The sequence below is a fragment of the Neobacillus sp. PVCKKU3 genome (assembly GCF_058323225.1).
Genome location: NZ_JBLVQN010000035.1, coordinates 19153 through 34756 on the forward strand (window position 1 = coordinate 19153; position 15604 = coordinate 34756).

At 42.6% G+C, this 15604-nt stretch carries 12 protein-coding genes and 1 other annotated feature; all 12 genes read left to right on the forward strand.

The window, feature by feature from the left end; all coding sequences use genetic code 11:
- Positions 1-22 precede the first annotated feature (22 nt).
- Positions 23-167, forward strand: a sequence feature (ribosomal protein L10 leader region).
- 33 nt (positions 168-200) lie between these two features.
- The 12 genes from rplJ (at position 201) to rplC (ending at position 15590) form a co-directional block, all read left to right on the forward strand.
- Positions 201-701: a 50S ribosomal protein L10 gene (gene rplJ / locus ACNQGS_RS20925; protein ID WP_464492253.1), complete on the forward strand. Its 501-nt coding sequence runs from the start codon at positions 201-203 to the stop codon at positions 699-701.
- 55 nt (positions 702-756) lie between these two features.
- Positions 757-1119 (forward strand): 50S ribosomal protein L7/L12, encoded by a 363-nt coding sequence (rplL, locus tag ACNQGS_RS20930; protein WP_491489051.1) that lies wholly within the window; start codon positions 757-759, stop codon positions 1117-1119.
- Positions 1120-1227: 108 nt separating this feature from the next.
- Positions 1228-1836 carry a class I SAM-dependent methyltransferase gene (locus ACNQGS_RS20935; protein WP_491489052.1) on the forward strand — a complete coding sequence of 203 codons (609 nt, stop codon included), beginning with the start codon at positions 1228-1230 and terminating at the stop codon, positions 1834-1836.
- Between the two features lie 245 nt (positions 1837-2081).
- Complete coding sequence (gene rpoB, locus ACNQGS_RS20940) at positions 2082-5642, forward strand: DNA-directed RNA polymerase subunit beta (protein ID WP_491489053.1); 3561 nt, start codon at positions 2082-2084, stop codon at positions 5640-5642.
- Between the two features lie 127 nt (positions 5643-5769).
- Positions 5770-9369 carry a DNA-directed RNA polymerase subunit beta' gene (gene rpoC, locus ACNQGS_RS20945; protein WP_491489054.1) on the forward strand — a complete coding sequence of 1200 codons (3600 nt, stop codon included), beginning with the start codon at positions 5770-5772 and terminating at the stop codon, positions 9367-9369.
- A gap of 134 nt (positions 9370-9503) precedes the next feature.
- Positions 9504-9752 (forward strand): 50S ribosomal protein L7ae-like protein, encoded by a 249-nt coding sequence (locus tag ACNQGS_RS20950; RefSeq protein WP_491489055.1) that lies wholly within the window; start codon positions 9504-9506, stop codon positions 9750-9752.
- A gap of 103 nt (positions 9753-9855) precedes the next feature.
- Positions 9856-10278, forward strand: coding sequence for a 30S ribosomal protein S12 (gene rpsL, locus ACNQGS_RS20955; RefSeq protein ID WP_213121087.1), 423 nt, complete (start codon positions 9856-9858; stop codon positions 10276-10278).
- A gap of 39 nt (positions 10279-10317) precedes the next feature.
- Positions 10318-10788: a 30S ribosomal protein S7 gene (rpsG, locus tag ACNQGS_RS20960; RefSeq protein ID WP_213148274.1), complete on the forward strand. Its 471-nt coding sequence runs from the start codon at positions 10318-10320 to the stop codon at positions 10786-10788.
- Positions 10789-10836: 48 nt separating this feature from the next.
- Positions 10837-12918, forward strand: coding sequence for an elongation factor G (gene fusA, locus ACNQGS_RS20965; RefSeq protein WP_491489056.1), 2082 nt, complete (start codon positions 10837-10839; stop codon positions 12916-12918).
- 127 nt (positions 12919-13045) lie between these two features.
- Positions 13046-14233 (forward strand): elongation factor Tu, encoded by a 1188-nt coding sequence (gene tuf / locus ACNQGS_RS20970; protein WP_213148272.1) that lies wholly within the window; start codon positions 13046-13048, stop codon positions 14231-14233.
- Positions 14234-14616: 383 nt separating this feature from the next.
- Positions 14617-14925 (forward strand): 30S ribosomal protein S10, encoded by a 309-nt coding sequence (rpsJ, locus tag ACNQGS_RS20975; RefSeq protein WP_034676072.1) that lies wholly within the window; start codon positions 14617-14619, stop codon positions 14923-14925.
- Positions 14926-14963: 38 nt separating this feature from the next.
- On the forward strand, positions 14964-15590 hold the full coding sequence (gene rplC / locus ACNQGS_RS20980) for a 50S ribosomal protein L3 (RefSeq protein ID WP_491489057.1): 627 nt from the start codon (positions 14964-14966) through the stop codon (positions 15588-15590).
- Positions 15591-15604: the final 14 nt, after the last annotated feature.

Consider the following 15604-nt stretch of genomic DNA (forward strand, 5'->3'; position numbering starts at 1 on the left):
ATATAATCAATTTTGTTGTTTAATACAATAAACATTTGTACCGTAGACAGCAGGGGCTTATGTGCTTAATAATCCTGCCGAGGTTATGCGATAAATTAAGCTATCTTTTTAGCTGATTATGCTGCCTCTATGTCTATTCTATGATATAGAGGCATTTTACTGACCGGTATAAATGTAGACATTCTACAGGAGGTGTTAAGATGAGCAGTGCAATCGAAGCTAAAAAACAGGTTGTCGAAGAAATTGCTGGAAAACTAAAAGCTAGCGTATCAACAATTGTTGTTGACTACCGTGGCCTTACAGTTGGTCAAGTGACTGAACTTCGTAAACAACTTCGCGAAGCTGGCGTTGAGTTCAAGGTTTATAAAAACTCCATGACTCGCCGTGCGGCTGAAGAAGTAGGTCTTGCTGGCTTAAACGATGCATTAACAGGTCCTAACGCAATCGCGTTCAGTACTGAAGATGTAGTAGCACCAGCGAAAATCTTAAACGATTTTGCTAAAAAGAACGAAGCGTTAGAATTAAAAGCGGGTGTTATCGAAGGTAACGTCGCAACTGTTGAAGAGGTTAAAGCTCTTGCTGAACTTCCTTCACGCGAAGGCTTGCTTTCTATGTTACTCAGCGTGCTTCAAGCACCAATCCGCAACCTTGCTCTTGCAGCAAAAGCAGTTGCAGATCAAAAAGAAGAACAAGGCGCGTAAGTTAAGACTTATCGCTTAACCAATAACGGAATGAAAATTAAGGAGGAAAATTAAAATGACTAAAGAACAAATCATTGAAGCAGTTAAATCTATGACTGTTTTAGAACTTAACGATCTTGTAAAAGCAATCGAAGAAGAATTCGGCGTAACTGCTGCTGCTCCTGTAGCAATGGTTGGCGGCGCAGGTGCTGCTGCTGTTGAAGAGCAAACTGAGTTTGATGTAATCCTAGCTTCTGCTGGCGATCAAAAAATCAAAGTTATCAAAGTTGTTCGTGAAATCACTGGTCTTGGACTTAAAGAAGCAAAAGACCTTGTTGACAACACTCCAAAGCCTGTTAAAGAAGGCGTTTCTAAAGAAGAAGCTGAAGAAATCAAAGCTAAGCTTGACGAAGTTGGAGCAAACGTTGAAGTTAAGTAATCTTAACGTTATAAAAAAGTCCGCTGCATAAGCGGGCTTTTTTTGGCTATCTTAAAAAGGTCCTAGTGCCTCATTATCTTCTATTCCTTTCCTCAGGAGGTGAGTCGTTTGACTGAACACTACTATTCTCGTTCCCAAAAGGTTGAAAGTGACCCGAAATATTGGGACTTCACCTTAAGAAACCATCAATTTCGGTTTAAAACGGATAACGGAGTTTTTTCAAAAAGAGAGGTAGATTTTGGCTCACGTCTATTAATTGAATCTTTTACGATTCCGGAAATAAACGGTCCTATTCTCGATGTTGGCTGCGGATATGGCCCCATTGGTTTATCTATTGCAAAGGCCAACCCAGACCGGATCATTCATATGGTAGATGTGAATGAACGGGCTCTTGAATTGGCGAGGGAAAATGCCGTTCTCAACAAAATTGAGAATGTAAAAATCTATGAAAGTGACCGGCTGCTTAGTGTAAAGGAAGATACCTTTTCCGCTATTTTAACCAATCCCCCCATTCGTGCCGGGAAAAAGACTGTTCATGATATTTTTGAACAAGGTTATGAACGTCTTGCTGCCCGCGGCGAATTATGGGTAGTCATTCAAAAGAAGCAGGGTGCTCCCTCGGCGATGGAGAAAATGAAAGAACTTTTTTCTAATGCTGAAGTAATTGACAAATCAAAAGGATATTTCATCATAAAGGCTAAAAAACAGTTGACTTGATAGTGTCGTTGTGATAGCATTATAAAATGCCATCATAATATTTACTGAATTATTCCTATAAATACATTTTGTCTGTATAAAATAGGGATAAAAAGGAAATGATGACAAAATAATAGTCAAAATGTGAAAATGTGGTTTTTGGGAAAAAACCCTTTTTCTTTTTGTCTTTTGGATAGGGCTTTATAGCACTGCTCAAAAGATGTGCATAGATTTTTAAATTACGCTTGATTTGAGGGGTGAATCAGTTGACAGGTCAACTAGTTCAGTATGGACGCCACCGGAAGCGGAGGAGTTACGCACGAATCAGTGAAGTTTTAGAGTTACCAAACCTTATTGAAATCCAAACCTCTTCTTATCAGTGGTTTCTTGATGAGGGATTGCGTGAAATGTTCCAGGATATTTCACCGATTGAGGATTTTACAGGTAACTTATCACTGGAATTTATTGATTACAGTCTTGGCGATCCAAAGTATTCTGTAGAAGAATCAAAAGAACGGGACGTTACATATTCTGCTCCATTGCGTGTCAAAGTACGTCTTGTAAACAAAGAAACAGGCGAAGTAAAGGATCAAGATGTATTCATGGGTGATTTTCCGTTAATGACGGAAACCGGCACGTTTGTTATTAATGGTGCGGAACGTGTAATTGTTTCGCAGCTGGTGCGCTCACCGAGCGTTTATTTCAGCGGAAAAACCGATAAAAACGGAAAAAAGGGCTACACAGCTACTGTCATTCCGAACCGCGGCGCATGGCTTGAATATGAAACAGATGCCAAGGATGTCGTATATGTCAGAATCGATCGTACTCGGAAACTGCCCGTTACGGTTCTTTTGCGTTCACTTGGTTTCGGCTCTGATCAAGAAATTCTTGAATTGATTGGTGATAACGAATATCTCCGCAACACGCTTGAAAAAGATAATACGGAAGGTATTGATAAAGCGTTACTTGAGATTTACGAACGTCTTCGTCCGGGTGAACCTCCGACTGTTGAAAATGCGAAGAATTTATTGATTTCTCGTTTCTTTGATCCGAAACGATATGACCTGGCTAATGTAGGTCGTTATAAAATTAATAAAAAGCTTCACATTAAAAACCGCCTATTCAATCAGCGCTTAGCGGAAACGCTGGCAGACCCTGAAACAGGTGAAATCATTGCAGAAAAGGGAACTGTTTTGGATAGAAGAAATCTGGACAGAATCCTGCCTGCGCTCGAGAAAAATATTAATTTCAAAAGCTACAACCCTGTTGGTGGTGTAGTGGAAGAAGAAATCATTATGCAGGGCATCAAGATTTACGCTCCTGGCGATGAAAATGAAAAGGTTATTAATGTTTTAGGTAATGCCTATGTGGCAGAACCAATTAAAAATATCACTCCTGCTGATATTATTGCGTCAATCAGCTACTTCTTTGATTTGCTGCATGGAGTAGGTGATACAGATGATATCGACCATTTGGGGAACAGACGTCTTCGTTCAGTTGGTGAGCTTTTGCAAAACCAATTCCGAATTGGATTGTCCCGGATGGAGCGCGTTGTTCGTGAAAGAATGTCCATTCAGGATACAGCAACGATAACGCCGCAGCAGTTAATCAATATTCGTCCAGTTATTGCTTCCATCAAAGAGTTCTTCGGAAGTTCACAGTTATCACAGTTCATGGATCAGACAAACCCGCTTGCGGAATTAACCCATAAGCGTCGTTTATCAGCGCTTGGACCAGGTGGTTTAACACGTGAACGTGCCGGTATGGAAGTTCGTGACGTTCACTACTCTCACTATGGCCGGATGTGTCCGATTGAAACACCGGAAGGTCCGAACATCGGTTTGATTAACTCATTATCAAGCTATGCAAAAGTTAATCGCTTTGGATTTATAGAAACACCTTACCGCCGTGTTGATCCTGATACAGGTAATGTGACAGACCGAATCGATTATCTAACAGCCGATGAAGAGGACAATTATGTTGTCGCCCAGGCGAATGCCCGTCTTGGTGATGATGGCTCCTTCCTTGATGAAGATGTTATTGCCCGCTTCCGTGGTGAGAACACGGTTGTTAAACGCGACAGGGTCGATTATATGGACGTATCACCAAAGCAGGTTGTTTCTGCGGCAACGGCATGTATTCCGTTCCTTGAAAATGACGACTCCAACCGTGCACTGATGGGTGCAAACATGCAGCGTCAGGCGGTCCCATTAATGCAGCCTGAGGCGCCAAGAGTTGGTACCGGCATGGAATATGTCTCCGGAAAAGACTCCGGGGCAGCGGTTGTTTGTAAGCACGATGGAATCGTGGAACACGTTGAAGCCCGTCAAGTATGGGTGCGTCGTGTGAAAGAGATCGATGGTCAAGAGGTTAAAGGTGACCTCGATAAATACAGGATGTTGAAATTTATCCGTTCCAACCAAGGAACATGCTATAACCAGCGTCCGATTGTGGCTGTTGGCAACCGTGTCAAAAAGGGTGAAATTCTTGCTGATGGTCCATCTATGGAGCTTGGCGAATTAGCGTTAGGAAGAAACGTTCTTGTTGCATTCATAAATTGGGATGGATACAACTATGAAGATGCGATTATCATGAGTGAACGTCTTGTAAAAGACGATGTCTATACTTCTATTCATATCGAGGAATATGAATCTGAATCTCGTGATACAAAGCTTGGACCAGAGGAAATTACTCGTGATATTCCTAACGTGGGTGAAGACGCCCTTCGCAATCTTGATGAGCGCGGTATTATCCGCATTGGTGCAGAAGTAAAAGACGGAGACCTTTTAGTTGGTAAGGTTACACCAAAAGGGGTAACAGAATTGACCGCTGAAGAACGTCTCTTACATGCTATCTTTGGTGAAAAGGCTCGTGAAGTCCGTGATACTTCTCTTCGTGTTCCACACGGCGGAGGCGGTATTGTTCTGGATGTAAAAGTCTTTAACCGTGAAGATGGCGATGAACTGCCTCCAGGCGTTAATCAGTTAGTCCGTGTCTATATCGTTCAAAAGAGGAAAATCTCCGCAGGCGATAAAATGGCGGGACGCCACGGGAATAAAGGGGTTATCTCAAGAATTTTACCGGAAGAGGATATGCCATTCCTTCCAGATGGCACACCGGTTGATATTATGTTAAATCCATTAGGGGTACCTTCTCGGATGAATATCGGGCAGGTTCTTGAGCTTCACTTAGGTATGGCTGCCAGAGCTCTTGGTATTCATGTTGCAACGCCAGTATTTGACGGTGCACGTGAGGAAGATGTATGGGCAACGATTGAGGAAGCCGGCATGGCCCGCGATGCCAAAACGGTTCTTTATGACGGCCGTTCGGGTGAACCTTTTGATAACCGTGTATCAGTTGGGGTCATGTATATGATTAAGCTTGCTCACATGGTTGACGATAAATTGCATGCACGTTCAACAGGTCCTTACTCACTTGTTACACAGCAGCCGCTTGGCGGTAAAGCCCAGTTTGGCGGACAGCGTTTCGGTGAGATGGAGGTATGGGCGCTTGAAGCATATGGCGCTGCATACACGCTGCAGGAGATTCTTACGGTTAAGTCGGATGACGTGGTTGGCCGGGTTAAAACATATGAAGCCATTGTAAAAGGCGAAAATGTTCCAGAACCGGGCGTTCCTGAGTCATTTAAGGTATTAATCAAAGAACTTCAAAGCTTGGGTATGGATGTCAAAATCTTATCCGGTGATGAAGAAGAGATTGAAATGCGCGATATGGAAGATGAAGAGGACGTACAACAAGTCGACACATTAAACATCGTTCCTGACGCACCAAGCTTTGAATCCGAAAAAGTAGGTTCAAAAGAGTAATCCATTCTTAGTTTAAGCGCACTTAAGAGAATAGCTCCTGCTGTGAACAAGCTATTGCTGTTCCTTGGTGCGCTTTTAAGCTTTTATATAAGGGTAAAACCTGGACATAAATAGGGAGGTAGGCCCCTTGCTGGACGTTAATAATTTTGAGTACATGAAAATAGGTCTTGCATCACCGGATAAAATCCGCTCTTGGTCATTCGGTGAGGTTAAAAAACCTGAAACCATTAACTATCGTACGTTAAAGCCAGAAAAGGACGGTTTATTCTGCGAAAGAATTTTTGGTCCGACAAAGGATTGGGAATGTCATTGCGGAAAGTACAAGCGTGTCCGTTATAAAGGTGTTGTCTGTGACCGATGCGGTGTAGAGGTTACTCGTGCAAAGGTCCGCCGCGAACGAATGGGGCATATTGAACTTGCCGCACCTGTTTCGCATATATGGTATTTTAAAGGCATTCCAAGTAGAATGGGGCTTGTTTTAGACATGTCTCCAAGGGCGCTTGAAGAAGTCATTTACTTTGCTTCATACGTAGTGACAGAATCAGGTGACACTGCTCTTGAAAAGAAACAGCTATTATCAGAAAAAGAATATCGTGCCTATCGTGAAAAGTACGGTAATAAATTCCAAGCATCTATGGGTGCAGAAGCCATCAAGAAACTGCTGTCAGATATCGATTTAGACAAAGATGTTGATGGTTTAAAAGAAGAGCTTAAAACAGCTCAAGGCCAACGCCGTACACGTGCAATTAAACGTCTTGAGGTTCTCGAAGCATTCCGTAATTCCGGGAACGAACCATCTTGGATGGTGTTAGATGTTCTTCCAGTCATTCCACCAGAGCTGCGCCCGATGGTTCAATTAGATGGCGGAAGATTTGCGACTTCTGACTTAAACGATTTATATCGCCGTGTGATTAACCGTAACAATCGTTTAAAGCGTTTATTAGACCTGGGTGCGCCTAGCATTATCGTTCAAAACGAAAAGCGGATGCTCCAGGAAGCCGTCGATGCTTTAATTGACAACGGCCGCCGCGGCCGCCCGGTTACAGGTCCTGGTAACCGTCCGTTAAAGTCACTGTCCCATATGCTGAAAGGTAAGCAAGGACGTTTCCGTCAAAACCTGCTTGGAAAACGTGTTGACTATTCCGGCCGTTCGGTTATCGTCGTAGGTCCTAATCTAAAAATGTATCAATGCGGACTTCCGAAAGAAATGGCGCTTGAATTATTTAAGCCATTTGTGATGAAGGAGCTTGTTGAAAAGGGATTAGCCCATAATATTAAATCAGCAAAGCGCAAAATTGAAAGAGTGTCCCCAGATGTTTGGGATGTGCTTGAAGATGTCATTAAGGAGCATCCGGTTCTGTTAAACCGTGCCCCTACGCTTCACCGTTTAGGGATCCAGGCATTTGAACCTACGCTCGTTGAAGGCCGTGCTATTCGCCTTCACCCGTTAGTATGTACTGCATACAATGCCGACTTTGACGGAGACCAAATGGCTGTGCACGTACCGCTTTCTTCAGAAGCACAGGCTGAAGCCCGCCTTTTAATGCTTGCTGCCCAAAACATTCTTAACCCGAAAGATGGTAAACCGGTTGTTACTCCTTCACAGGACATGGTATTAGGAAACTATTATCTAACTCTTGAAAGAGAAGGTGCCGTCGGTGAGGGCATGGTGTTTAATGATACGGACGAAGCCCTTCTTGCCTATCAAAACGGCTATGTTCACCTGCATACAAGGGTTGCTGTTAATGCCGGTAAATTAGGAAATGAGACTTTTACAGAAGAACAAAACAACAAGCTGTTAATCACAACCGTTGGTAAGCTTGTGTTTAATGAGATTCTTCCAAAATCATTCCCTTATATCAATGAACCAACTAAACACAATTTAGAGGTTGAAACACCTGCTAAGTACTTTGTCGAAAAAGGCGAGGATATCAAAGAAAAGATTAAAAATATGCCTTTGATTGATCCGTTTAAAAAGAAAATTCTTGGTAATATCATTGCGGAAGTATTCAAGCGTTTCAAAATTACCGAAACATCCAAAATGCTCGACCGCATGAAGGATTTAGGTTTCAAATATTCAACTAAAGCCGGTATTACTGTTGGTGTTGCCGATATCGTCGTACTTAAAGAGAAAGAGCAAATTCTTCATGATGCGCAGGCTAAGGTTGATAATGTTACTAAACAGTTTAGACGTGGTTTAATTACAGAGGATGAGCGTTATGACCGTGTCATCTCTATTTGGAGCCAGGCGAAGGATACTATTCAAGGTAAATTGATGAAATCCTTGAATAAGACTAACCCAATCTTCATGATGAGTGACTCCGGTGCCCGTGGTAATGCGTCTAACTTTACACAGTTAGCAGGTATGCGTGGTCTGATGGCCAACCCGGCAGGTCGTATCATCGAGTTACCAATCAAGTCAAGTTTCCGTGAAGGATTAACGGTATTAGAGTACTTTATCTCTACTCACGGTGCGCGTAAAGGTCTTGCCGATACCGCCCTTAAGACAGCTGACTCAGGTTACTTAACCCGCCGTCTCGTTGACGTTGCACAGGACGTTATTGTTCGTGAGGATGACTGTGGAACAGACCGCGGCTTTACTATTAGCGCTTTAAAAGATGGTACAGAGGTTATTGAACCACTTGAAGAGCGTCTAATTGGCCGATATGCACGTACGCCTATTAAACATCCTGAAACAAAGGAAGTCCTTGTTCCGGAAAATGGCCTAATTACAGAAGACCTTGCTACTGTCATTGTAGAGGCTGGAATTGAAGAGGTTAAAATCCGTTCGGCATTTACATGTAACACCCGCCATGGTGTTTGTAAAAAATGTTACGGCCGTAACCTAGCGACTGGTCAAGAGGTCGAAGTGGGTGAAGCGGTTGGTATTATTGCGGCCCAGTCTATCGGTGAGCCAGGAACACAGCTAACGATGCGTACATTCCATACCGGCGGTGTTGCGGGTAACGATATTACGCAAGGTTTACCGCGTATTCAGGAAATTTTTGAAGCGCGTAACCCTAAAGGGCAGGCTGTAATTTCAGAAATTGACGGTGTGGTCATCAGCATTAACGAAGGCCGCGACCGCCAGCACGAAATTGTTGTTCAAGGTGAAGTTGAGCAGCGCAGTTATACTGCTCCGTATACCGGCCGTCTGAAGGTTGCTGTCGGAGACCGGATTGAACGAGGTCAGGAATTAACCGAAGGATCAATCGATCCAAAAGAACTGATTAAGGTAAAAGATGTAATTTCCGTTCAGGAATACCTGCTTCGTGAAGTGCAAAAGGTTTACCGGATGCAGGGTGTTGAAATTGGCGATAAGCACGTCGAGGTTATGGTCCGCCAAATGCTCCGCAAAGTGCGTGTCAGTGAGGCTGGAGATACCGATGTATTACCGGGTACACTGCTAGACATTCACCAGTTTACGGATGCCAATGAATCAGCTTTACTAAACGGCAAAATACCGGCTACAGGGCGTCCTGTATTACTTGGTATTACCAAAGCGTCTCTTGAAACTGATTCATTCTTGTCTGCAGCATCATTCCAAGAAACAACAAGAGTTCTTACCGATGCAGCAATTAAGGGCAAGCGCGATGAATTGCTTGGTTTAAAAGAGAATGTTATCATCGGAAAATTGGTTCCTGCCGGAACAGGTATGCAGCGCTACCGCAAAGCAGAGCCAGTCCTTCGGGATACAACCTCAGAAGAACCGGTAACAATTGATTAAATAAATGTCAGAGGCTGACCTTCGTCAGCCTCTATTTTAAGAAAATATTTAAATGTTTGGTTGACAACTATTTTCTAAGATGTTACTATATCAAAGGTGCTCCTATACACCTGATACTTTGGAGGATAGCAATCATGTCTTATGAAAAAGTATTACAGGCGAAGAGTTTCATTATAGGGACGAAACAAGCAGTGAAAGCACTAAAGGAAGGAAAAGTCGAAGAGCTGGTTATCGCGGCAGATGCTGACCAAAAAGTTACGACACTAGTGGTCACAACAGCCCAAGACTTAGAAGTTCCTGTTCTGTATGTGGACTCCATGAAAAAGCTTGGTAAAGCATGCGGAATTCAAGTAGGTGCGGCCGCTGTTGCAATTATCCGTTAAAAACTGTTTTTGTAGATAGAGTAGTCTGCAAAAACTTTGTTTTTGCAAAAAAATGAACCACCTGGATGTGTGGGCTTACAATTAATGAAGGGAGGAAAAAAACATGCCTACAATTAACCAATTAGTGCGCAAGCCACGTCAGTCAACGACTGAGAAGTCAAAATCACCTGCGCTAAATAAAGGTTATAACAGCTTCAAAAAATCACAAACAAATGTATCTTCACCACAGAAACGCGGGGTATGTACTCGTGTTGGTACAATGACTCCAAAGAAACCAAACTCAGCGTTACGTAAATATGCTCGTGTACGCTTGACAAATGGTATCGAGGTGACTGCATACATTCCTGGTATCGGCCACAACCTTCAAGAGCACAGTGTTGTTCTTATCCGTGGCGGACGTGTAAAAGACTTACCAGGGGTACGTTATCACATCGTACGCGGAGCGCTTGATACAGCTGGAGTTAACAACCGTATGCAAGGCCGCTCAAAATATGGTACTAAGAGACCAAAAGCAGCTAAGAAATAATCATACTAAATAGAAGCTTCTTTGAAAGGAGGAAAAAGCATGCCACGTAAAGGTCCTGTAGCAAAGAGAGACGTGTTACCAGATCCACTTTACAATTCCAAATTAGTTACTCGTCTTATCAACAAAATGATGATTGACGGTAAAAGAGGTAAATCTCAAGAAATTCTTTACTCTGCATTTAATACAATCCGTGAGCGTTCTGGAAAAGAACCTATGGAAGTATTCGAAGCAGCGATGAAAAATATCATGCCAGTTCTAGAAGTAAGAGCACGCCGTGTCGGTGGTGCTAACTACCAAGTTCCAGTTGAGGTGCGTCCTGACCGCCGTACAACTCTTGGTCTTCGCTGGTTGGTAAACTATGCGCGTCTTCGCGGTGAAAAAACAATGGAAGAGCGCTTAGCTAACGAAATCATGGATGCAGCAAACAACACTGGTGCATCTGTTAAGAAACGTGAAGATACACACAAAATGGCTGAAGCAAACAAAGCGTTTGCTCACTATCGTTGGTAATCTAACCTTCAAATATAAAAACTTACTACTAGGAAGGAGAAAGACCCAATGGCAAGAGAGTTCTCCTTAGAAAATACTCGTAATATCGGCATCATGGCTCACATCGATGCCGGTAAAACGACTACCACTGAGCGTGTCCTTTATTACACTGGTAAGATTCATAAAATCGGTGAAACACATGAAGGTGCTTCTCAGATGGACTGGATGGAGCAAGAACAAGAACGCGGAATCACAATCACTTCCGCTGCAACAACTGCACAATGGAAAGGCCACCGTGTTAACATCATCGACACTCCAGGACACGTAGACTTCACTGTAGAAGTAGAACGTTCCCTTCGTGTACTTGATGGTGCGGTAGCAGTTCTAGATGCTCAGTCAGGTGTTGAACCACAAACTGAAACAGTTTGGCGTCAAGCAACAACTTACGGAGTACCACGTGTAGTATTCGTAAACAAGATGGACAAAATCGGCGCAGACTTCCTGTACTCTGTGAAAACATTACATGATCGTCTGCAAGCGAATGCTCATCCAATTCAGTTACCAATCGGGGCTGAAGATCAATTCTCAGCTATCATTGACCTTGTGGAAATGAACGCAGTATTCTACGGAAACGACTTAGGAACTGATATTGAAGTTCGTGAGATTCCGGAAGAACACCGTGCGCAAGCTGAAGAATATCGTGAAAAATTAGTTGAGGCAGTAGCTGAACTTGATGAAGAGTTAATGGAAAAATACCTTGGCGGAGAGGAAATCTCAAAAGAAGAGTTAAAAGCCGCAATCCGTAAAGGTACTGTTAACGTTGAATTCTACCCAGTTATCTGTGGATCAGCCTTCAAAAACAAAGGTGTTCAGTTAATGTTAGATGCAGTTATCGATTACCTTCCATCTCCATTAGATGTACCTGCCATCAAAGGTCATGCTGTGGATGATGAAGAGGAAATCGTTGAGCGTCACTCAAGTGACGAAGAGCCATTCTCAGCTCTTGCATTTAAAGTTATGACAGACCCTTATGTGGGTAAATTAACGTTCTTCCGCGTTTATTCTGGTACTTTAGAGTCTGGATCATATGTTCAGAACTCAACTAAAGGCAAACGTGAACGTATCGGACGTATCCTGCAAATGCACGCAAACAGCCGTCAAGAAATCTCAAAGGTTTATGCCGGTGATATTGCTGCTGCTGTAGGTTTGAAAGATACAACTACTGGTGATACTCTATGTGACGACAAAAACCTTGTTATCCTAGAGTCTATGCAATTCCCAGAGCCAGTAATCCAGCTTTCAGTTGAACCTAAATCAAAAGCTGACCAAGACAAAATGACAACTGCTCTGCAAAAGCTGCAAGAAGAAGATCCGACCTTCCGTGCACATACTGACCAGGAAACTGGACAAGTAATCATCGCTGGTATGGGTGAGCTTCACCTAGATATCATCGTTGACCGTATGCGTCGTGAATTCAAAGTTGAAGCTAATGTAGGTGCACCGCAGGTTGCTTACCGTGAAACATTCCGTGCTTCTGCACAAGTTGAAGGTAAGTTTGCTCGTCAGTCTGGTGGACGCGGTCAATACGGACACGTTTGGATTGAGTTCTCACCGAACGAAGAAGGAAAAGGCTTCGAATTCGAAAATGCCATCGTTGGTGGTGTCGTTCCTCGTGAATACATCGCTCCAGTTCAAGCTGGACTTGAAGATGCGCTTCAACGCGGTGTTCTTGCTGGATATCCATTAGTTGATATTAAAGCAAAACTATTTGATGGTTCATACCATGATGTTGACTCCTCTGAAATGGCGTTTAAAATTGCTGCTTCATTGGCACTTAAAAATGCAGCATCTAAGTGTAGCCCAGTAATCCTTGAACCAATGATGAGGGTAGAGGTTGTAATCCCTGAAGAGTATCTTGGGGACATTATGGGACAAATCACTGCACGTCGTGGACGTGTTGAAGGTATGGAAGCTCGTGGTAACGCACAAGTTGTTCGTGCTATGGTTCCTCTATCAGAAATGTTTGGATATGCAACTGCGCTTCGTTCTAGCACACAAGGTCGTGGAGTATTCTCTATGCACTTTGATCACTACGAAGAAGTACCTAAATCAGTTTCTGAAGAAATCATCAAAAAAAATAAAGGTGAGTAATTGATTTTTACTTATCTTTAAAGTATAACTACTTATGTAAGAATGGAAACTGTGAAACGAGGACAACCTCTTTACAGTTTCCGCTTAAATATACTTAATTTTTATAATCCAAAGGAGGATTTTCCAAATGGCAAAAGCTAAATTCGACCGTTCAAAGCCACACGTTAACATTGGTACAATCGGACACGTTGACCATGGTAAAACTACTTTAACTGCTGCAATCACTTCTGTACTAGCTAAGCAAGGTAAAGCAGAAGCTCGTGCATACGATCAAATCGACGGTGCTCCAGAAGAAAGAGAACGTGGTATCACAATCTCTACTGCACACGTTGAATATGAAACTGATGCACGTCACTACGCACACGTTGACTGCCCAGGACACGCTGACTATGTTAAAAACATGATCACTGGTGCTGCACAAATGGACGGCGGTATCCTTGTTGTATCTGCAACTGATGGTCCAATGCCACAAACTCGTGAGCACATCCTTCTTTCTCGTCAGGTAGGCGTACCTTACCTTGTTGTATTCATGAACAAGTGTGACATGGTTGACGACGAAGAATTACTTGAATTAGTAGAAATGGAAATTCGTGACCTTCTTTCTGAATACGATTTCCCTGGCGATGACACTCCAGTTATCAAAGGTTCTGCTCTTAAAGCATTAGAAGGCGATGCTGCATGGGAAGAAAAAATCATCGAACTTATGGATGCTGTTGACAGCTACATTCCAAACCCAACTCGTGACACTGACAAGCCATTCATGATGCCAGTTGAGGACGTATTCTCTATCACTGGTCGTGGTACAGTAGCAACAGGACGCGTTGAGCGTGGTGTAGTTAAAGTTGGTGACGTAGTTGAAATCGTTGGTTTCACTGAAGAGCCAAAATCTACAACTGTAACAGGTGTAGAAATGTTCCGTAAGCTTCTTGACTTTGCTGAAGCTGGTGACAACATCGGTGCCCTTCTTCGTGGTGTAGCCCGTGAAGAAATCGAGCGTGGACAAGTTTTGGCTAAGCCAAAGTCCATCACTCCACACACAAAGTTCAAAGCACAAGTTTACGTATTATCTAAAGAAGAAGGTGGACGTCATACTCCATTCTTCTCAAACTATCGTCCACAATTCTATTTCCGTACTTCTGATATCACTGGTATCATCATTCTTCCAGAAGGTACTGAAATGATCATGCCTGGCGATAACACAGAAATGACTGTTGAGCTTATCGCTCCAGTTGCGATTGAAGAAGGAACTAAGTTCTCTATCCGTGAAGGTGGACGTACTGTAGGTTCAGGTTCAATCACTACAATCATTGAGTAATTAACTAATAACAGAAGCAGCTGGGTGACGATCCAGCTGCTTTTTTATATTGCTCTTTTAAATATTTTCCGTGTTTCTTCTATATAATTATGAATGTTTAAATGTAATTTAATTAGGAGATTACTGGAGATTAATATTATGTGTTGAAATCATGTATATCAACCTTTATAATAATAAAAGTGTTCAGGACATAAGACTAAAAAAATTCGTAATAAATGTTGCGTTTGCTTTATGTTTTATGTATAATAGACAATGTTGGTCTTTGACTGCGATGATGTGGGAGGTTGCTGACACACCCGGCCGCTTTGCCATGGCGCTGTGTTAGGGAAATTCTCACTGAGAAATGTCTATTTTTAAAATAGGCGAATAAAGGAGGGAAAATAATGGCAAAACAAAAAATTCGTATCCGCTTAAAAGCATATGATCACAGAATCCTTGATCAATCTGCAGAAAAAATCGTTGAAACAGCAAAGCGTTCAGGTGCTGCTGTGTCTGGTCCGATTCCGCTTCCAACAGAAAAATCTATTTATACGATTCTTCGTGCGGTTCACAAGTACAAAGATTCTCGTGAGCAATTTGAAATGCGGACACATAAGCGTCTAATCGACATCGTTAATCCAACTCCACAAACAGTTGATGCATTAATGAGATTAGATTTACCATCCGGTGTAGATATCGAAATCAAATTATAAGTAAATAAAATTTCACAAAATTAGGAGGTGTGACTTACATGACCAAAGGAATCTTAGGAAGAAAGATTGGTATGACTCAAGTATTTGCTGAGAACGGAAACTTAATTCCTGTAACAGTAGTTGAAGTAGCTCCAAACGTTATTCTTCAAAAGAAATCTGCGGAAACTGATGGCTACCAAGCTATTCAGGTAGGTTTCGAAGATAAACGTGAAAAGTTAGCTAACAAACCTGAAAAGGGACATGCTGCAAAAGCAAATACTGCTCCTAAGCGCTTCGTTCGCGAATTCCGCGGAGATGACTTAGCAGGCTATGAAGTTGGTCAAGAAGTCAAAGTTGATATTTTCGCTGCAGGCGATTTAGTAGATGTAACAGGAATCTCAAAGGGTAAAGGTTTCCAAGGCTCTATCAAACGCCACGGACAATCACGCGGCCCAATGGCTCACGGTTCTCGTTACCACCGTCGTCCTGGTTCAATGGGACCAGTTGCTCCAAACCGTGTATTCAAGGGTAAATTATTACCTGGACGTATGGGTGGAGAGCAAGTTACTGTTCAAAACCTTGAAATTGTTAAGGTTGACGCTGAGCGCAATCTGCTTTTAATCAAAGGTAACGTTCCAGGCGCGAAAAAGGCATTATTAAAAATCAAAGGTGCAGTTAAAGCATAATCACTTCGTAAGAA

Bases quoted from the DNA above. Each gene is read 5' to 3' on its own strand.
- rplJ (WP_464492253.1), top strand. From the start codon at position 201: ATGAGCAGTGCAATCGAAGCTAAAAAACAGGTTGTCGAAGAAATTGCT.
- rplL (WP_491489051.1), top strand. From the start codon at position 757: ATGACTAAAGAACAAATCATTGAAGCAGTTAAATCTATGACTGTTTTA.
- ACNQGS_RS20950 (WP_491489055.1), top strand. From the start codon at position 9,504: ATGTCTTATGAAAAAGTATTACAGGCGAAGAGTTTCATTATAGGGACG.
- rpsL (WP_213121087.1), top strand. From the start codon at position 9,856: ATGCCTACAATTAACCAATTAGTGCGCAAGCCACGTCAGTCAACGACT.
- rpsG (WP_213148274.1), top strand. From the start codon at position 10,318: ATGCCACGTAAAGGTCCTGTAGCAAAGAGAGACGTGTTACCAGATCCA.
- fusA (WP_491489056.1), top strand. From the start codon at position 10,837: ATGGCAAGAGAGTTCTCCTTAGAAAATACTCGTAATATCGGCATCATG.
- tuf (WP_213148272.1), top strand. From the start codon at position 13,046: ATGGCAAAAGCTAAATTCGACCGTTCAAAGCCACACGTTAACATTGGT.
- rpsJ (WP_034676072.1), top strand. From the start codon at position 14,617: ATGGCAAAACAAAAAATTCGTATCCGCTTAAAAGCATATGATCACAGA.
- rplC (WP_491489057.1), top strand. From the start codon at position 14,964: ATGACCAAAGGAATCTTAGGAAGAAAGATTGGTATGACTCAAGTATTT.